This is a genomic window from Leucobacter sp. GX24907 (genome assembly GCF_053567335.1).
Genome location: NZ_JBSGPD010000003.1, coordinates 1 through 24391 on the forward strand (window position 1 = coordinate 1; position 24391 = coordinate 24391).

Annotated in this window: 25 protein-coding genes and 2 tRNA genes; 8 read left to right on the plus strand and 19 right to left on the minus strand. The window is 65.9% G+C overall.

The features are described from left to right. Nucleotides 1-137: 137 nt before the first annotated feature. Complete coding sequence (locus ACUYV6_RS05045) at nt 138-278, plus strand: helix-turn-helix transcriptional regulator (protein WP_449277912.1); 141 nt, start codon at nt 138-140, stop codon at nt 276-278. Beyond that, nucleotides 265-1485: a tyrosine-type recombinase/integrase gene (locus ACUYV6_RS05050; protein WP_029608026.1), complete on the plus strand. Its 1221-nt coding sequence runs from the start codon at nt 265-267 to the stop codon at nt 1483-1485. The genes ACUYV6_RS05045 and ACUYV6_RS05050 overlap by 14 nt, the downstream gene beginning before the upstream one ends. A 169-nt stretch (nt 1486-1654) precedes the next feature. Here ACUYV6_RS05050 and ACUYV6_RS05055 read toward each other — a convergent pair. From ACUYV6_RS05055 to ACUYV6_RS05070, 4 genes are all read right to left on the minus strand, one after another. Next, a tRNA-Pro gene (locus ACUYV6_RS05055) sits at nt 1655-1728 on the minus strand. A gap of 11 nt (nt 1729-1739) precedes the next feature. Then, a tRNA-Pro gene (locus tag ACUYV6_RS05060) sits at nt 1740-1808 on the minus strand. 156 nt (nt 1809-1964) lie between these two features. Continuing rightward, nucleotides 1965-2624, minus strand: coding sequence for a membrane protein YczE (gene yczE, locus ACUYV6_RS05065; protein WP_449277569.1), 660 nt, complete (start codon nt 2622-2624; stop codon nt 1965-1967). A gap of 9 nt (nt 2625-2633) precedes the next feature. After that, entirely contained in the window at nt 2634-3116 is a 483-nt protein-coding gene (locus tag ACUYV6_RS05070) for an NUDIX hydrolase (protein WP_449277570.1), read from the minus strand. 104 nt (nt 3117-3220) lie between these two features. Here ACUYV6_RS05070 and ACUYV6_RS05075 point away from each other — a divergent pair, with 104 nt between their 5' ends. Further along, nucleotides 3221-3709 (plus strand): DUF1648 domain-containing protein, encoded by a 489-nt coding sequence (locus ACUYV6_RS05075; RefSeq protein ID WP_449277571.1) that lies wholly within the window; start codon nt 3221-3223, stop codon nt 3707-3709. Nucleotides 3710-3741: 32 nt separating this feature from the next. On the opposite strand, the gene ACUYV6_RS05080 is transcribed toward ACUYV6_RS05075, so the two are convergent. The 3 genes from ACUYV6_RS05080 to ACUYV6_RS05090 form a co-directional block, all read right to left on the minus strand. Further along, complete coding sequence (locus tag ACUYV6_RS05080; protein WP_449277572.1) at nt 3742-4344, minus strand: histidine phosphatase family protein; 603 nt, start codon at nt 4342-4344, stop codon at nt 3742-3744. Between the two features lie 117 nt (nt 4345-4461). Then, nucleotides 4462-4665, minus strand: coding sequence for a cold-shock protein (locus tag ACUYV6_RS05085; RefSeq protein ID WP_449277573.1), 204 nt, complete (start codon nt 4663-4665; stop codon nt 4462-4464). Nucleotides 4666-4870: 205 nt separating this feature from the next. Beyond that, nucleotides 4871-6253: a DUF4192 family protein gene (locus ACUYV6_RS05090; RefSeq protein WP_449277574.1), complete on the minus strand. Its 1383-nt coding sequence runs from the start codon at nt 6251-6253 to the stop codon at nt 4871-4873. Nucleotides 6254-6393: 140 nt separating this feature from the next. Here ACUYV6_RS05090 and ACUYV6_RS05095 point away from each other — a divergent pair, with 140 nt between their 5' ends. After that, nucleotides 6394-7218 carry an ArsR/SmtB family transcription factor gene (locus ACUYV6_RS05095; RefSeq protein WP_449277575.1) on the plus strand — a complete coding sequence of 275 codons (825 nt, stop codon included), beginning with the start codon at nt 6394-6396 and terminating at the stop codon, nt 7216-7218. Between the two features lie 256 nt (nt 7219-7474). Here ACUYV6_RS05095 and sufU read toward each other — a convergent pair whose 3' ends face one another. The 6 genes from sufU to pstS form a co-directional block, all read right to left on the minus strand. Next, the gene (sufU, locus tag ACUYV6_RS05100; protein WP_449277576.1) at nt 7475-7942 is read right to left on the minus strand and encodes a Fe-S cluster assembly sulfur transfer protein SufU; all 468 of its coding nucleotides are present in this window, start codon (nt 7940-7942) and stop codon (nt 7475-7477) included. Then, entirely contained in the window at nt 7939-9240 is a 1302-nt protein-coding gene (locus tag ACUYV6_RS05105; protein WP_449277577.1) for an aminotransferase class V-fold PLP-dependent enzyme, read from the minus strand. Before ACUYV6_RS05105 ends, sufU begins: the two co-directional genes overlap by 4 nt. 163 nt (nt 9241-9403) lie before the next feature. Next, entirely contained in the window at nt 9404-10183 is a 780-nt protein-coding gene (gene pstB / locus ACUYV6_RS05110; protein WP_449277578.1) for a phosphate ABC transporter ATP-binding protein PstB, read from the minus strand. A gap of 51 nt (nt 10184-10234) precedes the next feature. Continuing rightward, nucleotides 10235-11314, minus strand: coding sequence for a phosphate ABC transporter permease PstA (gene pstA, locus ACUYV6_RS05115; protein ID WP_449277579.1), 1080 nt, complete (start codon nt 11312-11314; stop codon nt 10235-10237). Between the two features lie 2 nt (nt 11315-11316). Continuing rightward, on the minus strand, nt 11317-12255 hold the full coding sequence (pstC, locus tag ACUYV6_RS05120) for a phosphate ABC transporter permease subunit PstC (protein ID WP_449277580.1): 939 nt from the start codon (nt 12253-12255) through the stop codon (nt 11317-11319). 143 nt (nt 12256-12398) lie between these two features. Beyond that, nucleotides 12399-13493, minus strand: coding sequence for a phosphate ABC transporter substrate-binding protein PstS (pstS, locus tag ACUYV6_RS05125; RefSeq protein ID WP_449277581.1), 1095 nt, complete (start codon nt 13491-13493; stop codon nt 12399-12401). A 232-nt stretch (nt 13494-13725) separates the two neighbouring features. Between pstS and ACUYV6_RS05130 the strand changes: the two genes are divergently transcribed. Then, a complete protein-coding gene (locus ACUYV6_RS05130) occupies nt 13726-14958 on the plus strand; it encodes a CapA family protein (RefSeq protein WP_449277582.1) in 1233 nt (410 codons plus the stop codon). A 51-nt stretch (nt 14959-15009) separates the two neighbouring features. On the opposite strand, the gene ACUYV6_RS05135 is transcribed toward ACUYV6_RS05130, so the two are convergent. The 4 genes from ACUYV6_RS05135 to ACUYV6_RS05150 are packed head-to-tail and all read right to left on the minus strand — an operon-like array spanning nt 15010 to nt 20089. Continuing rightward, nucleotides 15010-15948 (minus strand): NUDIX hydrolase, encoded by a 939-nt coding sequence (locus tag ACUYV6_RS05135; RefSeq protein ID WP_449277583.1) that lies wholly within the window; start codon nt 15946-15948, stop codon nt 15010-15012. Beyond that, a complete protein-coding gene (locus tag ACUYV6_RS05140) occupies nt 15945-18158 on the minus strand; it encodes an RNA degradosome polyphosphate kinase (protein WP_449277584.1) in 2214 nt (737 codons plus the stop codon). Before ACUYV6_RS05140 ends, ACUYV6_RS05135 begins: the two co-directional genes overlap by 4 nt. Before the next feature lie 45 nt (nt 18159-18203). Next, nucleotides 18204-19421, minus strand: coding sequence for a GNAT family N-acetyltransferase (locus ACUYV6_RS05145; protein ID WP_449277585.1), 1218 nt, complete (start codon nt 19419-19421; stop codon nt 18204-18206). Continuing rightward, entirely contained in the window at nt 19418-20089 is a 672-nt protein-coding gene (locus ACUYV6_RS05150) for a winged helix-turn-helix domain-containing protein (RefSeq protein WP_449277586.1), read from the minus strand. The genes ACUYV6_RS05145 and ACUYV6_RS05150 overlap by 4 nt, the downstream gene beginning before the upstream one ends. A gap of 94 nt (nt 20090-20183) precedes the next feature. Here ACUYV6_RS05150 and ACUYV6_RS05155 point away from each other — a divergent pair, with 94 nt between their 5' ends. The 3 genes from ACUYV6_RS05155 to ACUYV6_RS05165 all read left to right on the plus strand — a co-directional run bounded on the left by ACUYV6_RS05155 (nt 20184) and on the right by ACUYV6_RS05165 (nt 22845). Beyond that, a complete protein-coding gene (locus tag ACUYV6_RS05155) occupies nt 20184-20486 on the plus strand; it encodes a hypothetical protein (RefSeq protein WP_449277587.1) in 303 nt (100 codons plus the stop codon). A gap of 374 nt (nt 20487-20860) precedes the next feature. Beyond that, entirely contained in the window at nt 20861-22003 is a 1143-nt protein-coding gene (ygfZ, locus tag ACUYV6_RS05160; RefSeq protein WP_449277588.1) for a CAF17-like 4Fe-4S cluster assembly/insertion protein YgfZ, read from the plus strand. Nucleotides 22004-22104: 101 nt separating this feature from the next. Further along, entirely contained in the window at nt 22105-22845 is a 741-nt protein-coding gene (locus tag ACUYV6_RS05165) for a phosphoglyceromutase (RefSeq protein ID WP_449277589.1), read from the plus strand. Nucleotides 22846-23085: 240 nt separating this feature from the next. Here the strand turns inward: ACUYV6_RS05165 and ispF are convergent, their stop codons facing one another. Then, a complete protein-coding gene (ispF, locus tag ACUYV6_RS05170; protein ID WP_449277590.1) occupies nt 23086-23568 on the minus strand; it encodes a 2-C-methyl-D-erythritol 2,4-cyclodiphosphate synthase in 483 nt (160 codons plus the stop codon). Then, nucleotides 23565-24353: a 2-C-methyl-D-erythritol 4-phosphate cytidylyltransferase gene (gene ispD, locus ACUYV6_RS05175; RefSeq protein WP_449277591.1), complete on the minus strand. Its 789-nt coding sequence runs from the start codon at nt 24351-24353 to the stop codon at nt 23565-23567. The genes ispF and ispD overlap by 4 nt, the downstream gene beginning before the upstream one ends. Nucleotides 24354-24391: the final 38 nt, after the last annotated feature.

The following is a 24391-nucleotide window of genomic DNA, read 5'->3' on the forward strand; positions in this document are numbered from 1 at the left end:
TACCATCGCAGGCGTCGCCAGGCCCGTCTGGGCCGGTTGACGCCGATCGAGTTCGAGACCATCATGAACAACGACCTGGCCCTCGCGGCCTGATTAGAACTGTCACCTGTTCCTGCACCAGACCCGTCGCGGCGCTCCTGAAGGTGTCGGAGTCAACGCTGTCGCGGTGGCGCGCAGACGAGAAAGGGCCTCCCTTCCTCAAGCTGGGCGGCATCACCCGGTATCGGCTCGACGCAGTCGAAACCTGGCTGGAGTCTCTGAGCAATGAGCGGCGCTGACAGCGGCCCGTCGCCCATTCCGCCGATCGGGGTGAAGGTCGCCACCGATCTCGAGTACCGCCGATCCGGTATCCGCGCCCGGGCAAGATGGACAGACCCGGAGACGAAGAAGAGGATGGTTCGTGCGCTCGTCGTTCCCGACGAAGAAGCCGCCGAGGAGTTCTTTCAGAGTCTGCAGGCCTCTGCCAAGATCGGGCTCGACCGTCGTATCTCGCTGTCGGAGTACGTGACCTTTATCGGCGACCGTTGGATGCGTGGGCTGGATCCCACCTCCACGGTTGACGGATACAAAGTCGGGCTCCGCCTGCGCGTGCTGCCATCTCTGGGGCATCTCCCGATCTCGCAGATCACGGCAGGCATGATCGATCGCACGATCGATGAATGGGAGAAACACTGCTCCGCCTCGACGATCAAGAACACGATCGCACCGCTCGTGCGCGTGCTCGACGAAGCAGTCCGCGACGACGTCATCCCGAGCAACCCTGCTCGCCAGCGTTCGCGCCGCAGCCTCGGCAAAACCGCACTCACCGTCGTCGAGAACGACTCGTCCCCGCGAGTGCACGCTCTCAAGGATCTTTCGACGCTCAACTCCTTGGCAGATGCTTGCGGCAAGGTCCACCAGAGCTATTCGGACTTCGTCATGCTTTGCGCGTTACTCGCTTCCCGAGGATCCGAAATCGCGGGGCTCCAGGTCGGCGACGTGGATTGGGATCAGCGTATCGTAACGATCCGACGCCAAACCTTTCCCGGCTCCGGCGGGCTCGTCACGAAGCAGACCAAGGGGCGCGAGATTCGACACGTCCCGATCCTGCAACACCTCGAGCCCGTCCTCCAACGCCTTACATCTGATCGCGCACCGGAGGAGCGACTCCTCACCGGGCCACGCGGGGGTGTCCTCACAACAGCGACCGTTCGCGATGCCACGAAGTGGGATGCGCTGGTCTCCCAGCTCGGGCTGCCGAACCTCACCCGGCACGGCCTTCGGCACACCGGAGCGACCTGGCTCGCCGACGCGGGCATCCCGCTGCACGTGCTCCAAGGCATCCTCGGACACAAGTCGCTGGAAACCACGCGAGGGTATCTGCACCCCGATACCCGACACCTCGCCGACGCCGCAGCGCAGGCCAACGCATTCCTCAGCGGTCAAAATACCAAGGGCGCCGAACGATCGGCGCGGAACTCGCGTAGTCCTTCGCTCAGTCGATGACGGGAAGGCGAATCACGCCGATTGGTCCCGGTTTGGTCCCGGCTCGTCATAAGCAGGCTCATCGGGCTTACTCCCGCACGAGAACTCCGGAACGACCGAGGCTTACATAAACCCTCCGCGGGAACGACGAAGCCCCGGTGAGATTTACCGTCTCACCAGGGCTTTTCTGTCGGGATGACAGGATTTGAACCTGCGACCCCCTGACCCCCAGTCAGGTGCGCTACCAAGCTGCGCCACATCCCGTTGTTCACTTCTCAGGCTGAAACAGTCGCTAACCCACTTGACCCCCAGTCAAGTGCGCTACCAAGCTGCGCCACAGCCCGCTGTTCCTTCGGCGGCTTCTCACGAGTGGGAAACTCTGCTTCGGCAACCCCTCCATCTTAGCCATAAAAATAGAGGTGCGTTGACCACGTCAGCGACGGCTGAATGACCGTGCAGACACGACCAGGGTGAGGGCCTGGCCGCGGCGAAGCATGACGTTACCGCTTAGGTCGCGGGGGAATCGTGAATACCCGAATCGTGAACTGACACATCGGGCCAATGAGCAGTGCGAATAGCAGCGTGCCGACGCCCACGATGCCGCCGAGCAGCCAGCCGATCGTCACTACGCTGACCTCGACTCCGGTGCGTGCCACCCAGATCGGCAGCCCGAACTTACGGTGCAGACCGGTCATGAGTCCATCGCGCGGGCCCGCGCCGAAGCCGACTCCGAGATACATGCCGCTGCCGATCGCGAAGAAGCAGAGCCCGATCGTGAAGTACACCGCGCGCAACCACAATGCATGCGGTTCCGGCAGCAAAGTGAGCGCCACATCGGCGAATGGCCCGATGAGCAGAGCGTTGAGCACGGTACCGAGCCCGGGTTTTTCGCGTAGTGGGATCCAGAACAGCAACACGATGCCGCTCATCATCACCGTCATCGTGCCGAACGACACCGGAATGTAGTTCAGCAGACCGAGCGAAAGCACGTCCCACGGCGCCACACCGATTGCGGCGATCACCATGAGGCCGAGCCCGGTACCGGCAATTGCGAGCCCGATCAGGAGCTGCGGAATGCGCCACCAGAGTCGGTCAGGCAACCGCACACGTGACCAGCGTGGCCGACGCCCGGAGGAGTCGGAAGAATCGGAACGGAGCACAGCCGAAGCTTAACGCGACTGCGATGGTGTGGCCGCATCGTCCGATGCGTCTGTGGCATCGGAGGTAATGCGCCCGGCATCGTCGGCGCTCAGCAACCTCGGGAACACATGCTCTGTGTTGAGCGGGGCCATGTCGTCGCGCGCAACCGTCGGGTCCACCCACTCAAGTACCGCAATCTCGGCCTGGGGCTCAACACCCGCGATGGCGGGCACCCACGGATGTTCGAACACCGACGCGACCACCAGCCAGCCGGGCTCGTTCGCAGCGGGCGCGCTGAACTCGCCGAGCGGGCGCAACTCGGCGGGGGAGAGGTCGACCCCGAGCTCTTCCGAGAACTCCCGGAGTGCGGTCGCCGCCGCGTCCTCTCCGGGCTCCGGCTTCCCGCCCGGCAGCATGAGCATGTTCGTGCCGCGCTTGCGCACATTGAGCACGCGCCCCTCGGCATCGCGCATCACGACGGCACTCACGCGGATGATCTTCGACGAAGCCATGGTGATCCTTTCGATGGGTGAGGCAAAGAGGCCAAAAGGGTGCGGCTCGCTAGGCTGGTGCTGATCCGCGCCACCCGAATGGCAGTGCGGGAGGAGAGGAATCCGTGACCGAGCCGAGCAGTCGACCCGAGCGAAGCTACCTTACAACCGCCGGCGCCCGTCGCAGCCGCACCCGCGCGCTCGTCGGCGCGGCGGCTGTCACGGCGGCGCTTGTGTGGCTCTTCTTCCAACTGCCGGCCGAGATCCCGATCCACCTCACCCTGAGCAGCGAACCCGACCTGTACGGACCCCGTTGGACGCTCTTCATCCTCATCGCAGTATTCGTCGGGCTGATCGGCCTCACGGTCTGGTCGTCGACAAGCCCTGAGCACGCGCGCTACCCGGTGCCGGTGACGCCCCGGAACGCGCAACGACTCTACGAACTCGGCGAGAAGCTCATGCTGCGCGTCGCCAACGCACTCATGGTCATCTACCTCGGCTTCGCGTCGTTCTACTTCGGCTTCCCGGGCTTCATCATTGTGGGGCTCGGCATGCTGATGCTCATCGCGATCATGTTGTTCGGGATCCGGGGCATGCTCGAGGAACGCGACTGACGGTTCTTCTTGACAGTGCACGAGCGGCAAAACTACATGCGGCGGGCGCGCCCGAGCTGGATCGCCTCTGCGAACGGCATGTCGCTGATCGTGAGTACCTCCCAGGCCGGATGCACACGGCGCAGGGTCGATAGCGAGGTGTTGTCGATGCGGGGGAGTCGGTCGTAGGCCTCGCCTGAGGCGTGACTCAGTACGCGATGGATCAGCGCCCCGTGACCGACCGCGAGCACGCGGATCTCGGGGTAGTCGTCGGCGAGGCGCTGCAGCTCCAGGAGGCCACGCTCTCCCACCTCGGTGTCGAGTTCGCCGCCGGGGAAGTTGCGGTCGGGCCACCGCTTCGGAATCTCGATGGCTGGCAGCCCCTCGGCTTCGCCGAAGTGCTGCTCGACGAGCCCCGGGCGGGTTCCGCCGAAGGGAATGCCGAGGAGTTCAGCCACGATGGTGGCGGTCTCTTCCGCGCGCTGCAGCGGTGACGAGACGATGAGATCCCAGTTCGTGCCCGCGTCACGGAATCGTTCGGCCGCGGCCTGTGCCTGCGCCCTTCCGGTGTCGTTCAATGGAATATCGGTGCGTCCCTGCAGCAGCCCGTGCAGATTCCAGTCGGTCTGCCCATGCCGCATGAGTGAGAACTCCATGCAATCGAGCCTAGAGCGTGCGAGAGGGCATTCGCTGAAATGAGAAACGGGGTCGGACGGGAAAACCCGTCCGACCCCGTTCAAGGAACGCCCTGCGTGAGCAGGCTCCCTGACGACTTACAGCGCGCGGATGTTGCTCGCCTGCAGGCCCTTCTGGCCCTGCTCCGTGTCGAACTCGACCTTCTGCTCTTCGAACAGGTCGCGGCGTCCATTGCCCTCGATCGCGCTGAAGTGCGCGAAGACATCGGCGGAGCCGTCATCGGGAGCGATGAAGCCGTAGCCCTTTTCGGAGTTGAACCATTTCACAGTGCCGGTGGCCATCTGCATTTCCTTACATGTTGCGACCGCGGTAACGATCATCTTCGGGTACCACGGCGACGGCGCCGACGTGGAGACTGGTAGCGATGCCGCGCGATGCGCGGCGGTGAAACGTGCTGGGTGTCCAAACGTTCGGCGGTACTCGTCTTTCATAGACGAGCCTACCCCATAGGCGCCACTCCGGATAGGGCGTGGCGCACCAGTTTGCTTAGAGAATGCCTGGGATTGGTGCGACGGCTCCTTCGCGGACTCGGGATGCGATTCGCGTGTCGACGATCTGGCGCATCATCGACACGAGGTTCGAGTCGGGATCGTCTTCGTGTGCGCGGTCGAGGTCTGCCGAGGCGATCGAGTGCAGGCCGCGCATCCACCAGGCCCAAGCCCGCAGCGTCAACAGTGGAGCACGGTAGCGCTCAGGGGCGGAGGCGCAGGCGAGGCTCAATGCCGGCAACACGGCTTTGAGCCGTTCGCGCGCTCTCGCGTCGGACGGAAGGTTCCCGATGAGGTCGGACACGGAGAGGCGCGTCGGCCGCTCCGAGCCGCCCGGGCTGGGTGGCGGATCGCAGCTCATCTCGATGGGAAGGAAGAAGAACGACGCCGGGCCGAACTCCGCCGCGAGGTTGCAGAGGAACCAGGGACGAGTCACCAGTGCGAGCGCGATCATCGCCCAGCGTTGGTGATCTTGTGCGGTCACGATGAACTCTGCGAGCACTTGCGATGGCACGGCCTCATCGTCGGTTTCGGGACCCGGCAGCTGGTCGGAGGCTCCCGTTTGTGCCACAAGATCCTCGGCGAGCAGCGCCGTGTCCAGAATGCGCGACATGGCCTCGATGTCGGTCGACGACTCGACTCCCGGGAACATCTCCCGGATTCCTGACTTGGTCTCCGCGCCGATGGTCCCGGTTTCCGCGCCGATAGTTCTGGTGGTATCAGAGGGTGTTCCGGGCCCCGATTGGGGGAGAGGGGCAGCGGGGCCCGGAAGTGCGAGGCGGTCGAGCAGCGCGCTCACGTCGCGAGTGACCGCAGGATCGGGTTCGGGGAGGCGGCCGAGCTCGGTGAGGTCGGGAGTGGGACGGCCGTGCACCGCTGCCTCGAGCGAGACCGGACTGTCTCGGATCTCCGAGAGTGGGCGCCCGAGACGAGGAGCCCGTGGATCGAGCAGGCTCACCCATGCATCCGATCCGACGCAGCACAGCTCCCGCAGCCGGAGGCCCTCCCGGGCCAGGCGGCGTTTGAGCTGTCGAGCGAATGCCCGTGAGGGGGCGCCGCCGCACTCTGCGAATGAACGGGAGGAAGTGATGACGACGGCGGGCGAAGTGTCGCCAAGGCTCGTCGCAGTTCGGCCGACGAGGTCGCTCATCACGTCGAGCAGAGCGAGGGTTTCCCGTGGATCGTCGTCTGCAGGCAGGTCGAAGCGCATTGCGTTCTCGGCGCGCTTGCCGGTGAACAGTACGACGAAGACGCTGTCATCTGCTGTGAAGCCCGTGAGTTGGGGGAGCGCGGCGAGGAAGTCCGCCGAACTCGCGCACCGCACGATTCGGCGGTCGTCGGCCGTTCGTGCCGAGGAGCGGTGCGGGGTTCGGGAGGTCATGCTCCGATCCTGCGCTGTGCGCGATCGCCGCAAGTGCTTTTCCACAGCGCAGCAGCCGGATCCCGATGAACTGAGCCCAAGTGCACGTTGTGAGGCAGAATCGCTTGCTATATGCAGGTATATGCCTGCATAATTACGACATGGATCCGAATGCAGTGTTCAAGGCGCTCGCCGACCCCGGTCGGCGCCGGCTCCTCGACATGCTGCACGAGCGCTCCGGCCTGACGCTGGCGGAGCTCTGCGGCGGCCTGCAGATGCGCCGCCAGTCAGTCAGTCAGCACATCGATGTACTGGAGGCGGCCGGACTCGTGACGTCACTGCGCGACGGACGGCGAAAGCTGCACTACCTGAACGCGGTGCCGATCCATGAGATTCAGCGTCGCTGGATCTGGAAGTTCGAGGAGCCGCAGCTCGCGGCCCTCGACGACATAAAACACCGAGCCGAGGAGCAGTCCATGTTCGAATCGACCGCCGGGCGCGTTCCCGACTACGTCTACGTCACATACATCCGGGCCACGCCAGAGCAGGTCTGGGACGCGCTCACGAGCGCCGACCTCACCTCCAGGTTCTGGGGCCACGCGCAGACCTCCGACTGGCAGGTCGGCAGCAGGGTCGATCATGTGCGCATCGACGGCTCCGGCATCGCCGATGTATCGGGCCGCGTGATGGAGACCGACCGGCCGCATCGCCTCGTGTTCGGCTTCGGGGATCCGAAGAGTTACGACGACCCGACGGTCGAAGCGAGCGTCGTCGCGTTCGACATCGAGCAGGGGCACGACATCGTCAAGCTGACCGTCACCCACACGCTGCTCGCGAGCCTCGACGACCTGCAGAGCATCTCACTCGGCTGGCCCGCGGTGCTCGCAAATCTCAAGACCCTGCTTGAGACCGGCGAGGTACTGCCTCAGGATCCGTGGGACTTCCACGCCGAGGAGCGCGAGGCGCGCATGGCCGAAAACGGCTGAGCGGCGAGAATTGCCAGCTGCTGAAGGCTGCGGGGCTCGGCGAGACAGTCCTGCTGAAGCGCCTAGGTATGGGATCAGCACGTAGATATGCCGGAAATCGCGCATTCGGCATATCTACGTGCTGATCCCATATCTACATGTTGGCCTGACATGCAGGTGCTGCCCCGATGCAGGTGCACTTGCAGGCGCAGGCGCAGGCGCAGGCGCTGCCCCCGACACGCAGATGCCAACCGGCATCCGGGCTCGGGCCAGATACTTACCGCTGCGCCTCGACCTGGCGCAGATCGGCTTCGAGTGCCACCCACGCGAGCATCGCGCACTTCACCCGCATCACGAACTTCGCAACGCCCTGGAACGCGACGGCGTCACCCAGGAGGTCCTCGTCAGGCTCGGACTCGCCACGTGACTGGATCATCTCGCGGAACGCGTTGATCCTCACCTGCGCGTCTTCCATCGTCAGCCCCTCGTCGCGCACCATCTGCGACAGCACCGATGCGGAGGCCATCGAGATCGAGCACCCCTGCCCGTTCCACGCGAGTTGCGAGACCTCGCCGGTCGCCGGATCCACCGCGATGCTCACGTCGATCTCGTCGCCGCAGCTCGGGTTGTACTCGTGGTGCGACGCGGTCAGGGCGTCGGCGGACGCGGTCAGCTCGCCTCGACCGATGGGTCGCTTCGAATGATCGAGGATCAGCTCCTGGTACAGGCCGTCGAGTGCGCTCATCGGGCCACCTCCACTCCGAAGTAACGCTGGGCGCCGCGCAGGGCGTCGATGAACCGGTCGACCTCGTCTTCGGTCGTTGTGAGATGCACGCTCGCCCGCGTGCTCGAAGCGATGCCGAAGGCGCGGTGCAGCGGCTGGGCGCAGTGGTGTCCGACGCGCACCAGCACGCCCTCACCGTCCAAGAATTGACCGACGTCGTGCGCGTGCAACCCCTCGACCGAGACCGCAGCGAGCGCCACACGCTGCGCAGTGTCAGTCGGCCCCAGCAAACGCAGACCGGGAGTCTCAGCGATGCCGGCCACCATGCGTTCGACGAGCCCATGCTCGCGAGCCGCAGCACGATCGATCCCGACCTCGCTCATGAACTCGACCGCGGCCCCCAGCCCGACCGCCTGAGACACCGGCTGCGTGCCGGCCTCGAACCGCATGGGCGGAGGCATGAAGTCGGCGCTCTCCATCGTCACGCGCGTGATCATCGAACCGCCGGTGCGCGCCGGCGGCAGTGCCGCGAGCAGCTCGGGGCGACCGTAGAGCACGCCGATACCGTTCGGTCCGAGCATCTTGTGCCCCGAGAACGCGGCGAAGTCGACGCCGAGCTCGGCGAAGTCGACAGAGAGATGCGGCACCGACTGGCAGGCGTCGAGCACGGTGAGCGCGCCGACCGAGCGGGCGAGCTCCGCGAGCTCGGCCACGGGTGCCAGATATCCGGTCACGTTCGACACATGCGCGAACGCGAAGACCTTCGTGCGCTCATTGAGGGCGGCGCGGGCGTCGTCGAGCGTCCACGTGCCGTCATCGCGCACCGGAATCCACCGCAGTGCGGCACCGGTCTTCTGCGCGAGTCGCTGCCACGGCACGAGATTCGCGTGGTGCTCCGCCTCGGTGACGAGGATCTCATCACCCGGCCCGAGAAGGAAGCGGTCGGAGCCATCGACCCCGAGCCCGGCATTCGCCTCGCCGAAGCCCAGCGCCACGATATTGAGCGCATCCGTCGCGTTCTCAGCCCAGACGATCTGCTCGGGAGACTGCGCGCCGACGAACTTCGCGACCGCGGCGCGCGCGTCTTCGAACCCCTGCGTCGCGAGGCCGACCGCCTGACTCGTGCCGCGATGCACGGCGGCATTCGCGGTCTCGAGGAAGTGCCGTTCGGCATCGAGCACCCGCGAGGGACGCTGCGAAGTCGCCGCGGCGTCGAGGTACGCAGGGGGGCGTTCACCGTTCAGCGGAGCGGACGAGAAGTAGGGGAAGGCGGATCGCAGCTCGGCGACCTCCGCGGGAGTGAGCGCGGGTTCAGGCATGACTCCCATTCTTCCACTCGGCGCGCACCGATGCATGCCGCCCTCCGCGAACACCGGGGAGAGAGGGCGCGCGCGACTCGCGGCAGACCTGCCCTGAGACAGACCTGCCCGCGGCGTTGAGACCCGCAGCAGGTCGCCCGCAGCAGGTCGCCCGCAGCAGCCCTTAGCCGAAGCGGCCGGAGACGTAATCCTCGGTCGCCTGCACGGTCGGCGTCGAGAAGATCTTCCGGGTGTCGTCGTATTCGATGAGCTTGCCGGGCTTGCCGGTGCCGGCGATGTTGAAGAAGGCCGTGCGATCCGACACGCGGGACGCCTGTTGCATGTTGTGCGTCACGATGACGATCGTGTACTCCTGCTTCAGCTCGTCGATGAGGTCTTCGATCGCGAGCGTCGAGATCGGATCGAGTGCCGAGCACGGCTCATCCATCAGCAGAACCTCAGGCTGCACCGCGATCGCGCGGGCGATGCAGAGACGCTGCTGCTGGCCGCCGGAGAGGCCCGAACCGGGACGGTCGAGGCGATCCTTCACCTCATTCCAGAGGTTCGCGCCGCGCAGGGAGCTCTCGAGCAAATCGTCGGCGTCGCTCTTCGAGATCTTGCGGTTGTTGAGCCGCACCCCGGCGAGCACGTTCTCGCGAATCGACATGGTCGGGAACGGGTTCGGCCGCTGGAACACCATGCCGACCTGACGGCGCACGAGTACTGGATCCACGCCGGGCCCGTAGAGATCTTCGCCGTCGAGCAGCACCTCGCCCTCGACGCGGGCCCCCGGAATCGCCTCGTGCATGCGGTTGAGCGTGCGCAAGAAGGTCGACTTGCCGCAACCTGATGGGCCGATGAACGCCGTGACGCTGCGCGGTTCGATGCTCATCGAGACGCCCTCGACGGCGAGGAACTTCGAGTAGTAGACGTTGAGGTCGGTGATCTCGATGCGCTTCGACATGCTGTGCTTCCTTCGTGGTGGGTGAAATCTGTGGGGCTGCGTTGCAGCGGGTTAGCGGCCGGTCTTCGGTGAGAACCAGCGGGCGATGAGACGGGCCAGCAGGTTGAGGGCCATCACGATCAGGATCAGGACGAGGGCCGCAGCCCACGCGCGATCGACGAATGCGTGGGCCGGATTGCCCTGGTTCATGAACTGGGTATAGACGTATACAGGCAGCGACTGCATGCGGTCGCTGAAGAGGTTGTAGTTCATCGAGGCGGTGAATCCCGCGGTGATGAGCAGCGGCGCGGTCTCGCCGATGACGCGCGCGATCGCGAGCATCACGCCCGTGGTGATGCCGGCGATGGAAGTCGGGATCACCACTTTGAGGATCGTTCGCCACTTCGGCACCCCGAGTGCGTACGAGGCCTCGCGCAGTTCGTTCGGGACGAGGCGCAGCATCTCTTCGCTCGAGCGCACCACGACCGGGATCATGAGGACCGAGAGCGCGACTGCGCCGACAATACCCATGCGTACTCCGGGGCCGAAGAACAGCGCGAAGAGGGCGAAGGCGAAGAGACCGGCAACGATCGAAGGGATACCGGTCATCACGTCGACGAGGAAGGTGATGGTTTTCGCAAGTCGACCGCGCCCGTACTCGACGAGGTAGATCGACGTGAGCAGACCGAGCGGCACGGAGATGACGGTGGCCGCGAGGGTGATCAGCAGCGTGCCGATCATCGCGTGCAGCGCACCGCCGCCCTCGCCCGTGATGTTCCGCATCGACGAGTTGAAGAACTCGCCGTCGAAGCGGGCGAGACCGTTCGAGACGACAGTGATCGCCACTGAGATGAGCGGCACCATGGCGAGCAGGAACGCCCCGGTCACCAGACCGGTGATGAAGCGGTCGACCGCTCGGCGACGGCCCTCGACCGCAGCCGAGATACCCGTGTTGGCAGTGAGGAAGAGCAGCGCGCCGATGACCGCCGCACCGACGACCGAGAACGGGCTGCCGTTCGCAGCGGCGAGCAGCCCGAACACTGCGACGGAAGCGGCGAGGCTCGCGGCGAGCACCACCCAGGGTGTGGCATTCGGCAAGCGGTTGCCGGCGAGCGTGGAACCGGCGGTGGCCGGTCGGACGTTGATGGCCATGATCAGTTGGCTCCCGAGAATTCGGCGCGACGGCTCACGATCCAGCGTGCGACCGCGTTGACCAGCAGGGTGACGATGAAGAGGATGAGGCCCGTCGCGATGAGCACGTTGATGTTCTCGCCGTAGGCCTCGGGGAAGGAGAGCGCGATGTTCGCGGCGATCGTCGAGGGGTTCTCGGAGGTGAGCAGCTTGAAGCTCACGAGACCCGTGGCCGAGAGCACCATCGCGACCGCCATCGTCTCACCGAGCGCTCGGCCGAGGCCGAGCATCGCTGCGGAGACGATACCGGGGCGGCCGAACGGCAGCACCGCGAGTCGAATCATCTCCCAGCGCGTTGCGCCGAGCGCGAGCGCGGCCTCTTCGTGCAGAGCCGGGGCCTGCAAGAAGACCTCGCGGCAGATCGCGGTCATGATGGGCAGGATCATCACTGCCAAGACGAGCGCGGCGGTCAAGATCGTGCGCCCCGTACCGCTCGGAGTGCCGGCGAAGATCGGGATCCAGCCGAGGTATTCGTTCAGCCACACGTACAGCGGGCGCACCGCCGGGGCGAGCACGCCGATGCCCCACAGACCGAACACGACGCTCGGAACCGCCGCCAGCAGATCGACGACGTAACCGAGCACCTGCGCGAGTCTGCGGGGTGCGTAGTGCGAGATGAAGAGGGCGATGCCGATCGCGAGCGGCAACGCGATGAGGAGGGCGAGAACCGCGGCCCACACCGTGCCGAAGATGAGCGGCCCGACGTACGACCAGAAGTTGGAGGTGAGCAGCGACGCGCTCTCGTCGGTGGCGACGAATGCCGGCAGGCTGCGGACGATGAGGAAGATCGCGACGGCGGCGAGTGTCACGAGAATCATGCTGCCCGCGAAGACGGCGGACCGGGAGAACACTCGGTCGCCCAGGCTGAGCACCGGCTTGGCCGGCGAAGAGGTGGTGGTCACAGAGACTCCGGGATGTGTGCGGGCGGGCGGCGGCGTGGCATCTGCCGTACTCCGTTATTCTGCGCGATCGGAGCGAGCCGCAGGAACCCCTCCGGGGAGAAGGGCCCCTGCGACTCGCGCGTTCGGCATGACGGAGGAGGCGACTAGCTGATCGCCTCGATCGCGGTCTGGATGGTGCCGCGCAGCTCCTCCGAGATCGGTGCGCTGCCGGCCTGCTCGGCGGCCGTGTTCTGGCCCTCTTCGCTGACGATGTAGTCGAAGTAGGCCTTTACGAGCTCGGCGCTTGCGGGGTCCTCGTACGACTCGCAGCCGATGAGGTAGCTCACGAGTACGATCGGGTAGACGCCCTCGGCTTCGGTCGAGCGGTCGAGTGCGATAGCGAGGTCGTGCTCGCCGCGGCCCTCTTCGAGCGAGGACGCATCGACGATCGCGGCTGCGGCCTCCGGAGTGTAGGCGACGTACTCGTCACCGACCTGAATCTCGACGGTGCCGAGGCCCTCGGCCTGCGAGGCATCGGCGTAGCCGATCGTGCCGGTGCCGTTGGAAACGGCGCTCACAACGCCCGAGGTGCCCTGTGCGCCCTCGCCGCCGAAGTCGGCCGGCCACGACTCGATCTCACCCTCGGTCCACGCGTCGGGCGCGGCCTCCGAGAGGTATGCGGTGAAGTTACCGGTGGTGCCCGACTCGTCTGAGCGGTGCACGGCGGTGATGTTCTGGTCGGGCAGATCGACGCCCTCGTTGTGCGCGGCGATGGCCGGGTCGTTCCACTTCGTGATCTCACCGGCGAAGATCTTCGCAACGGTGTCGGCGTCGAGCTTCAACGAGTCGACACCGTCGATGTTGAAGATCAGCGCGATCGGCGAGATGTAGGCGGGGAACTCGACGAGGCCGCTGTCGGCCGCGCAGGTCTCGAACGGGCCGGCCTCGATCTCATCGGTCTTGAACGCGCGGTCCGATCCGACGAACGCGCTCGCACCCTGCTGGAACGTCTCGCGTCCCGCACCGGAGCCTGAAGGCTCGTAGTTCACGGTCACATCGGCGTTGGCAGTCTGGAAGCCGGCCTGCCACGCCTCCTGGGCAGAGCCCTGCGACGAGGCGCCGGCACCGCTGAGCTCGCCGCTGAGCGACGAACCGTCGCCCGAGGCATCCGCGCTCGACTCGTTCGCGGCGCACGAGGTGAGTGCGAGGGCAGCGAGACCGCCGATCGCGGCAGTCTTCATCAGAGGGGAGAGCTTCACAGTGGATCCTGTTCTTTCACAAGTTGTCCTGCATGGGGCTGGCTGCGGACGAAGTGCCGCGCCACAGACCACGCTAGGCGGGCAATATGTCGTCGCGTCTGCCGATGGGTGAACAGTCGGTGAACGCGAACATGAACTGGGTGAACGGGCAATCAGGTGAGTAGTGAAGTATGGTTCTTTGGGATTCGCGGGTTTCCCGTGCCACGCGCCCCTCCCGGGTAGCATGTCACCTGTGACTCGATTGAAGAAGATCGCGATCGCCGGTGCGACACTGGCGCTGCTCGCCGGATTCGTTGGCTGCGCACAGGAACCGGATCCGGAACCAACGCCCACCGCGATCCCGGAGGCCGAACCGACCCCGACCCCCGAGCCGACGCCTGAACCGCAGCCCGGCAAGGGGCCGGAGTGCCCGACCGATCACTGCGTGTCGGTCGCCGTCGGCGGTGACCTGCTCTTCCATGAGGGCCTCTGGACCCCGTTCGCGATTCCCACCGACGACGAGGGTCGCAACTTCGATTTCGTGCCGCTGCTCGAAGGCGCAAAACCCTATCTTGATCGCTCGGACCTGGCGATCTGCCAGATGGAGACGCCGCTCGCCCCGGCGGGCGGCCCCTATGCCGGGTACCCGAACTTCAGCACCCCGCCCGAGGTCGCCGAGGCGGCGAAGACCATCGGATTCGACGTCTGCACGACCGCCTCGAACCACAGCGTCGACACGGGTACAGAGGGCCTCGTGCGCACCCTCGACGTGCTCGATGATGTGGGGATCGCGCACACAGGTACCTACCGAGAAGAGGGCGAGCGCGACGAGCCCCTCATTGTCGAAGCGAACGGCGTCAAGGTTGCTGTCATCACCTCGACATTCTCCGTGAACGGCAACTTCGTGGAGTTCCCCTGGCAGGTGGACTACCGTGACGAGGAACCCCGCGTCGACCCCGAACGCGCCATCGAGAAGGCGAAGAAGGCGCGGGAGCAGGGCGCCGAACTCGTGATCGGCGTGCAGCACATCGGTGAGGAGTACTGGAGCGAACCGACCCCCGGCCAGATGGAGCTCGCGCATCAGCTCCACGACAGCGGCGAGTTCGACTTCGTGTACCAGCACCACTCCCATTCGATTCAGCCGATCGAGCAGTACAACGACAAGTGGGTGCTCTACGGCACCGGCAACTTCATCAGTGAGAGCGCGCCGGCAGACCGGCGGGTGAACAACGAGTTCCTGCTCACACGCGTGCAGTTCGCCAAGCAGCCGGATGGCGAATGGACCACGAACGACGTCGCCTGGACCGCCGCGACGAACATGCAGAATGGCGCATACAAGTGGTGCTCGGTGAACCCCGACAAGCCGCAGGGCGACTGCCAGGGCGCGGACTTCGACAACGACGTGTTCACTCGAACGCAGCAGACCGTCGACGCCCTCGGAGCTTCCGACGCCGGTGCGCACCCCTGGCTGCTCTCGGAAGAGTAGGTGCCGCCGAGCAGGTGACACAGTGCCGCACCGCGGCTCGGGCGTGCTTGCTCAGTGCTTGATCGGGTACGTCTCCACGCTCAGAATCCCGATTCCGGGCTGCTTCGCTATGTGGAACACCGAGAAGCCTGCGGTAGGCAGATCGGAAGCCTCTTGCAGGTAGGCGCCGGGTCGGCTGCGGGTCGCCGCGGCGATCTCGCGGGCAATGTCGGGCAGCACCGGGCGATGGGCGCAGAGGATCGCATTCGTCTGCTCGGCAACCGTGTTGGTGACGATGCGCCTGAGCTCCCAGGTCTCGCCCTCGTCCCACGCATCCTGGCTGAGCCCCGCATACTTGCGCGGCGGAACGCCGAGCCGTGCGGCGAGCGGTGCGACCGTGCTGGTGCAGCGGAGCGCGGTCGACGTCTCGATGCGTGCGGGCCCGAAGGCTTCGAGCATGGGGACGATGGTCTCGGCCTGATCCTCGCCCTTATCGCTCAGCGGGCGCAGCCGATCCTCCGGGAACTCGTGCCCGCGCGGCATCGCTTTTGCATGCCGCAGCAGTGTGATCGAATACGACTTGATCGCGTTGTCGTCGACGAGCCGCTTGAACACATCGAAGATCTCGCGGTCGGCCGGGTAGGTGAGCGTCTCGCGCACCTCGTCGAGCGGTACCCACTCGATCGACGCGACCTCCTTGTTGGGCTCGAAGACGTGCGCCTTCCACGTCTTGCGCGATACCTCGGCGGCCCAGTACTGCACCGTCTTGTTGTCGCCATTGCCGAGCACGTACGAAATCGTGCCGAGGTTCGGGCCGAGGGCGACTCGCAGCCCGACCTCCTCCTCCGTCTCGCGCACGGCTGCCACGGGCATGCTCTCGCCCGAGTCGAGCTTGCCCTTCGGGAAGCTGCGATCCTGCCGCTTACGACGCTCGATCAGCAGCACCTTGATGCGGCCCTTACCGGTGCGACGCCAAGGAATCGTGCCGGCCGCGAGCACCGTGCGGCTCATCGAGCGCCCCGGCCTCGGGCCTCGGTGCGGTCGCGCATCACGAGATCCTGCAGGTCAGGCAAAGGTTCTCCCGCCTCATTCGTGGCATGCCGGTCCCACCGATTATCGGGCAGCAGCCGCCAGGTCGACACGTCATCGCGGAACGCGAAGTCGAAGAATCGGTCGATGCGTGCAAGATGCTCGCGATCCGTCAACTGCACGAGCACTTCGATGCGTCGATCGAGGTTGCGGTGCATGAGATCGGCCGAGCCGATGAAGACCTCGCGATCCCCCTCATTCTCGAACGCGTAGATGCGCGAATGCTCGAGATAGCGCCCGAGCACCGAATGCACTCTAATGTTCTCGGACAGGCCGGGCACGCCGGCGCGGATCGAGCAGATGCCCCTGATCCAGACCTCGATCGGCACCCCCGCCTCACTCGCGCGATACAGGGCGTCGATGATGGCCTCATCGACCATCGAATTCGCCTTCAACTTGATGCCGGAGGGCTTGCCACTGCGCGCGCTCTCGGCCTCGCGCTCGATGCGCTCGAGCAGGCCGCTGCGCAACTGCAGCGGGGCAACCAGCAGGCGGTCGTAGTCGGTCTCAATGGCGTAGCCCGAGAGCACGTTGAACAGCTTCGTGACGTCGCGGCCCACCTCGGGCGACGAAGTGAAGAGACCGAAGTCTTCGTAGATGCGACTCGTCTTCGGGTTGTAGTTGCCCGTGCCGATGTGGCAGTAGTGACGCAGCCCCGATGCCTCTTCGCGGATCACGTGGACGAGTTTGCAGTGCGTCTTGAGCCCGACGAGCCCGTACACGACATGCACGCCGGCCTTCTCGAGCTGACGCGCCCAGGTGATGTTCGCCTCCTCATCGAAGCGGGCCTTCACCTCGACGAGCGCCAGCACCTGCTTACCGGCCTCAGCCGCCTTGATCAGCGATGCAACGATGGGGCTGTCGCCCGAAGTGCGGTACAGAGTCTGCTTGATGGCGAGCACAGCCGGGTCGGTCGCCGCCTGCTCGATGAACGCCTGCACGCTCGTCGAGAACGACTCGTACGGGTGATGCACCAGCACGTCATGCCGCGCGATCGCGCCGAGAATGTCGGGCTTCTCGTTCGGAGTGGTCGGGCGGAACTGCGGGTGAGTCACCGGGATGTGCGGCTGGAACTTCAGGTCGGGGCGGCTGATGCCCGTGAGTGCGAACAGCCCCGAGAGGTCGAGCGGAGCCGGCAGGGTGTAGACCTGCTGCTCGTCGATATCGAATTCCCGCACCAGAAGTTCGAGCGTCGTCTCGTCCATGTCGTCGGAGATCTCGAGGCGGATCGGCGGGCCGAAGCGGCGGCGCAACAGCTCCTTCTCGAGCGCTTGGATCAGGTTCTCGGTCTCGTCTTCTTCGATCTCCACATCTTCATTGCGGGTGACGCGGAACACGTGGTGGTCGATGACCTCCATGCCAGGGAAGAGCCCGTCGAGCTGGTTCGCGATGAGGGCCTCGAGCGGGATGTACCGGACGTCATCGACACTCTCGCGCCGATCCACCCGCATGTAGCGCGGGATCATCTGCGGCACCTTCAGACGAGCGAACTCGACCTTGTCGGTGCGGGGGTTGCGCACGCGGATCGAAAGATTGAGCGCGCGACCGGAGATGTAGGGGAAGGGGTGCGCCGGATCCACAGCCAGCGGCATCAGCACCGGGTAGATGTGCTTCTCGTAGTACTCGGTGAGCTGAACGCGGTCGGCGTGATCGAGGTCGTCCCAGCCGACGATGCGCACGCCGGCGTCGGCGAGCTCGGGCTGCACCCGGTCGCGGAAGCAGTGGGCGTGCCGCAGCTGCAGTTCATACGCCTTGCGGTTGATCTCGGCGAGCAGGTCGGTCGGGGAGAGGCCCACGTTCGTCGGAACGGCGAGACCGGTGACGATACGGCGCTTCAGTCCGGCGACACGCACCATGAAGAACTCGTCGAGATTCGAGGCGAAGATCGCCAAGAAGTTCGCGCGCTCGAGCAACGGGACCGTCGGATCCTCCGCCAGCTCGAGCACGCGCTGGTTGAACGCGAGCCAACTCAGCTCACGATCGATGTAGCGATCGGGTGGAAGCGTGTCTGGCTCCACTGACTTCGCGTCAGACGCAATGGTGCGCAGCTCTCCCGTACCAGGCGCGGCGAAGGTACCCGTGTCTGGCGTGTGATTCTGCGCACTATCGGTCGTGAGGTTCTCCTGCGTCATGTTCCCCATTCTGGCACCGTGGCACCGCGCAGCGCAGAATTGGAGTCAACCGCGCACCCACTGTTCACTTCGCTGTTCCACAGTGAAACCGCGAGTGAGGTACAGCCCGACGGCGCGCTCATTGTCGCCATCGACGTACAACGAGACCCGCTGCGGCGCGTGCTCGGCCATACGGCGCAGCACGCGACCGAGCAGCACCTTCCCGAGGCCGAAACCCGCGTAGTCGGGGTGCACGCCGATCGCGTAGAGCTCGCATTCGACGCCCGCGTCAGTATGGTCAGGATCTTGCCGCACCGTCTTCACCCACGCGTACGCGGCGAGCGGCTCCTCGGGCGATACCGCGGTGCCGGGCTCGGCGTAGCAGAGGAAGAGGTCGTCGGGGTCGAACCAGTCTTCGTGCGTCAGCGTCGTGAAGTCTTCGAGAGTCATCTTGCCCTGCTCGGCATGACTCGCGAACGCCGCAGCGTTCACCGCCACCCACTCAGACGCCTGCGACGAATCGGAGCGGTCGTAACTCTCGATCGAGAACCCGTCAGGGACGACGAGCTCAGCGGCCGGATCCGGCAACTGCGCCGGATCGAGCGTCATGCGGAGCAGTTCGCGCGCCGCGCAGAAGTCGGCGCCGCGCAGCAGCGCGATCGCCGCGGGATTGTCGCCGTGCGCCCACGCGCGCAGTTCCGTGTGCGAGGCCGGACGGGGCGTGCTCGACCCGATGTCGTCGCCCTGGTCATCGAGATCCTCGTCAGCGATGTCTTCGCCGTCATCGACCTCGATGTTGTCGCCGCGGAGCGAAGCTTCCGACAGCATCTCGGCGAGTGCCGCACGCCCGATGCCGCGGCCGCGGAGATCCGGGTGCACTGCGAGATCGATCTCACCGGACCCCACGATGCCCACCGCGGCGAGAGTCGGTGCGGCGTCGGGATCGGTGCCGGTCGTGTTGCCGTCCGTGCCGGCCGAGTCGGTTCCACCCGGGTCGGTACCATCCGAGTCCGTGCCACCGATCGCGAACAGCACGAGCTCGCGTTTGCCCTGCTCGGCGCCCGCGAGAGCTTGGTCAGAGATCGGGGGTGTGCCGTCCGCGCGTTTGGCCGCGCGCAGGAGCGCCCGAACCGCAGCGAAAGTCGCGGCGTCTGGGATTGATCCTGCAAGATCAGATCGCGCTGAGCTGTCGACGTCCGACTGCGAGGACTCGGCGGCGCCGGCTTGCGCACCGTAACGCGCGATCACTCTGCTCGTGACACTGCCTGTGGCGCCGCTGCTCATGACTCCGCCTCCTCCTCGCGCGACCGCGCGAACCCGTATCCGACCCCGCGCACGGTGCTGATCAGGGCCTCGTACTCTCCGAGCTTCGCACGCAGACGCCGAACATGCACGTCCACCGTGCGCGTGCCGCCGAAGTAGTCGACTCCCCACACCTCGCTCAGCAGCTGATCGCGGGTGAAAACCCGCCCTGGGTGGGCCGCGAGAAAGTACATGAGCTCGAATTCTTTGTAGGTGAGATCGAGCGTGCGATCGTGCACGCGGGCCGTGAAATTCGCGTCGTCGATGACCACGCCGGCGACGCTCACCGAGGTGGACTCCTGCGCCTCGGGCAGCGCCTGCTCGAGGAGGCGGAGGCGGGCGTCGACCTCTGCAGCGCTCGCCGCGGGCAGCAGCAGCTCGTTCACACGCCACTCAGCGGTGAGCGCGGTGAGGGCCGCCTCCGGCAAGACCGCCACGCGAGGAATCTCGCAGTCCTCGGGCAGGTTGGTGCATGCGAGCCGGGCGCGCCGAGCGTCGAGCGTGCCGTCGATGACGAGTGCGTCGAAGCGAGCCGCCATAGTCGGAGTGATTGAAATGCCGAGCGGAGAAGAACTCATGCTGTGGGGCAGCAGATCGAGCGCCGGAAGCATGTCGAACGGGTCTTGATCGGTGAGGCAGAGCAGCTGCACGATTCTGCTCCCTCCCCGCGTTCCAGTCGGCGGCTGCGAACCATTCTATATTTACGGGAAACGCATCCGTGAGCGACATGGCACAATGAGGTGCGTGAACGACGCGCGCGAGCCCGGTGAACCGGACCTGAACGATGTGCACTCCTGGCACCTCCCGCGCCTCATCATCGCCTGGACAGTCGCAATGGTCGCCGGCATTCTCGTCACCGTGCTCGCCCCTGAGGCTCAGCGCTTCTCGTGGCTGGCACTCGTCGTCGGCTTCAGTGTGCTCGTCACCTTCGCTCTGCAGCTCGGCACCGCTCAGCGTGAAGGGTTCATCACCCGGACCGCGTTCAGTGTCGCAGGATCGGTTGTCGTGATCGCGGCGATCGACGTCGTCGGGCTGCTCATTCCCTGAGGGCAGGACGGCTCATTTCCTGAGGGCAGGACGGCTCATTTCCTGAGTTCCTCTGGGCAGGATGTGCCGCGCGTCGCTGCGCGGGGAGTACCGGTGCTCGCGCGCCGCAGTGCGCGATGAATCGGCCCTCGCGTACCGCATGTGCGAGGCGCTGCTAGACTGAGAGCCATGCTCGCTCTCGAACTCTTCTTTCTCGGACTGCTCGGTCTCGCGACGCTTGCGATCGCCTGGGTTTCGGGAACGGTCGTCTACAAGCTCTTCAAGGGCCAGCAGTAGTCCCTGCCTCCTCGAGTGAGCCCCTTTGCGGTGAGCTGCCTCGCAGAGGGCTCCCTGGTAGTGGGAGCGCGATCCCGCATTTCGGAGGAGGCTCGATCATGACGAACCCTGTGGTGTCAGACCTGCTGCCGTCCAACCCGCTGCTTGCGCTGCCAGGCGCGGTTGAAAGCGGTGACCTCGGGGTCGCTGCCCACTACGGATCACCGCTCTCCGAGCAACGTGCTCTCGACGGCGGCGAGGCGATCGTCGATCTGAGTCACCGTGGCATCGTGACGGTGTCAGGTGAAGATCGCCTGAACTGGCTGCACTCCATGACGAGTCAGCAGCTCGTCGGGCTGCGCGCTGGTGAGAGCACCGAGACGCTGCTGCTCGACGCGAATGGACGCATTGAACATGCGATCCGCGTCGTCGACGACGGAGCTCGAACCTGGCTGCTCGTCGATGAGGGCTCGGCGGCGGGTCTTGCCGAGTTCTTGAACCGGATGCGATTTGCACTGCGCGTCGAGGTGCATGACGTCAGCGCTGAATACGCGGCCGTTCTCGCTCTCGGCGATGGATCGGCGCTCGCAGCGCTGCAGGCCTTGGGGCCGGCAGTGGTCTGGGAGGATCACTGGTCGACCGTCGCTCCGGGCGGGCACCAGTACGCCCGAGATCCGCATGCCGGCGCGGAATGGAAGGCAGCGCAGCTGGTCTTCCCGCGCGAGCGCCTCGCAGACATCGCGGAGCTGGTTACGAACGGGAGCGTACGCGCAGCCGGACTCCTCTCGCTCGACGCCCTCGAGGTGCGAGCCTGGCGACCCACCCAGCACGGCGAGGTCGACGAGCGCGGCATTGCGCACGAGTTCGACTGGTTGCGCAGCGCCGTGCACCTCACGAAGGGGTGCTACCGCGGCCAGGAGACCGTCGCGAAAGTGCACAACCTGGGGCATCCGCCGCGCAGGCTCGTGCTGCTGCACCTCGACGGTTCTGAGGGGCAGCTGCCTGAAGCGGGTGCGCTCGTGTTCCGCGCGGGCGAGGCAGGGGGCGAAGGATCACGGCCGGTTGGCCGCATCACCCGCCCAGCGCTGCACCACGAGTGGGGCGGGATCGCGCTCGCTCTGCTGAAGCGCGCCGTTGCCGAGGACGCGGAGCTCGAAGTGAGCGTCGACGATGGCGGATCAGCGATCGCGGCCGCACAGGAGGTCATCGTTCCCGGAGACGCAGGTGCGACCCGCGAGATCCCTCGGCTCAAGCGCCTCTGAGCGGCGCCACCGTGACTCAGTTGCAAGCGCTTCAGTCGGGAGCGGGGCCGTCCTGTCGCTCTGAGCTGAGTCAGAGCCGTCGGACCCATAAACTGGGAGGTATGACGACGCTGATTCTGCTCCGCCATGGCCAGAGCGAATGGAACGAGAAGAACCTGTTCACCGGTTGGGTCGATGTGCGGCTCACTGAGAAGGGCCGTCGCGAGGCGGCTCGCGCGGGCGAATTGCTCGCCGAGAAGGGGGTGCTGCCGGATGTGCTCCACACCTCCGTGCTGTCGCGCGCGATCCAGACCTCGAACCTCGCACTCGACTCGGCCGATCGCCTCTGGATTCCGGTGCGACGCTCATGGCGTCTGAACGAGCGTCACTACGGTGCGCTGCAGGGTCTCGATAAGGCGGAAACGCTGGAGCAGTACGGCGAAGAGCAGTTCATGCAGTGGCGACGCTCGTTCGACACCCCGCCGCCCGTGCTCGACGACGCAAGCGAGTGGTCGCAGGTCGACGACCCCCGCTACGCAGGCATCGACGGCGAGGTCGCCCGGACCGAGTGCCTGAAGGATGTCATCGAGCGCCTCCTGCCGTACTGGGAGGGCGAGATCCTGCCAGACCTGCGCGCTGGTAAGACCGTACTCGTCACGGCTCACGGCAACTCGCTGCGGGCGCTCGTGAAGCACCTCGAGGGCATCTCGGACGAAGACATCGCTGGTCTCAACATCCCGACCGGCATGCCGCTCGTCTACGACATCGATGCCGACGGCAATGCTGCGGGCGCGGGTGAGTACCTGGATCCGGAGGCTGCGGCCGCCGGCGCGGCCGCGGTTGCCGCCCAGGGCAAGCACTGACCCTGCCCTGCGGGGGATGACGAGGCCCGGCTCCGGAACTTCGGTTGACTTTGGTGCGCTATTCCGGCGGATAACGCACCAAAGTCATCCCAAGTTGACCTTCTTCGGCCTCCGTGAAGGTGGTGACGCGAGAGTCACGGTGCGAGGGCGATGAGGGCGGTCAGGATCGACCCGACCATCAGGCCCGGGCGGCGAGGGCGATAAGGGCGCTCCGGATCGGTCGACCCTCAGGCCCGGGCCTCAGGCCCGAGCGATGAGGGCATTCGCGATCGCGGCCACGCCTTCTCCGCGTCCAGTGAAGCCGAGATGATCCGTCGTGGTGGCGCCGAGGCTCACCGGAGCACCGACGAGCTCAGAGAGTCGTCGCTGCGCCTCATCTCGACGGGACGCGAACTTCGGCCGATTCCCCATGATCTGCACGGAGACGTTGACGGGCGCCCATCCGTGCTCGCGCAGCAGCTCGAGCGCATTCAGCACGAAACCGGTACTTGCAGCCCCTGCGGTGTCCGGCTGGTCGACCCCCACGAGTGAACCGATGTCACCGAGGCCGGCAGCGGAGAGCAGCGCGTCCACGATCGCATGGCAGACGGCATCGCCGTCGCTGTGCCCGGAGAGCCCCGGCTCTCCGGGCCAGAACAGACCCGCGAGGTGCAGCGGAGCGGCTGGGTCATAGGCATGCACATCGCAGCCGGTGCCCACCCGAATCTCGGGGACGGTGGTCATGCTGACCCGGTTCCGAGCACGTTGGTCGTGAGAATGTGCTCGAGGATCGCAAGATCAGCCGGCACTGTCAGTTTGTGGGCCCGCTGCTCGCCTGCGATCACCCGCACCGTTCCGCCGGCGCGCTGCACGACTTCAGCGTCGTCAGTGGGTGATGTACCGGTCGACGTCTGCTGCAGCTGGGCTGTGGCATGGGCTGCCACGAGCAACTCTCGCGGGAAGCCCTGCGGGGTCTGGACTGCGACGAGGCGATCACGTGCCACGGTCTCTTCGACAAAACCGTTCTCGTCCACGCGCTTGAGGGTGTCGACCACGGGAACTGTCGGGATCACGGCATCTCCGGTGCGCTCGACCTCGGAGATCACCCGCTCGAAGAGTTCGGCCCCGGCGAAGGGGCGTGCGGCATCGTGCACGAGCACGGTTTCGACGGTCTCAGGGAGCGCATCGAGGCCGAACCGCACTGATTCGTGACGTTCGCGGCCTCCAGCTACGACCGAGACTTCCCAGGGGGAGCGCTCCGGTAGCACCTGCTCAATGACCTCGAGTGCGCGACCGGCATGGGACTCCGGAACAACTACGACAAGGTGCCCGGCGCGGGGGAGCGACGTCGCTACGCTGATGCCGAACTCGATGATCGCGCGACCATGCAGCTCGACGAATGCCTTCGGCTCATCTGAGCCGAGCCTGGTACCGCGGCCGGCAGCGACCAGCACCACCCCAAGCCGTGTCGGAGCATGCGGGGCATCGCCGGTGAGGGCCTGTTCGTTCGAAAGTGCCGAGCTGAGCATGGGTCCAGCGTACTCTGCGCGAGCCCATCGGGCTCAGA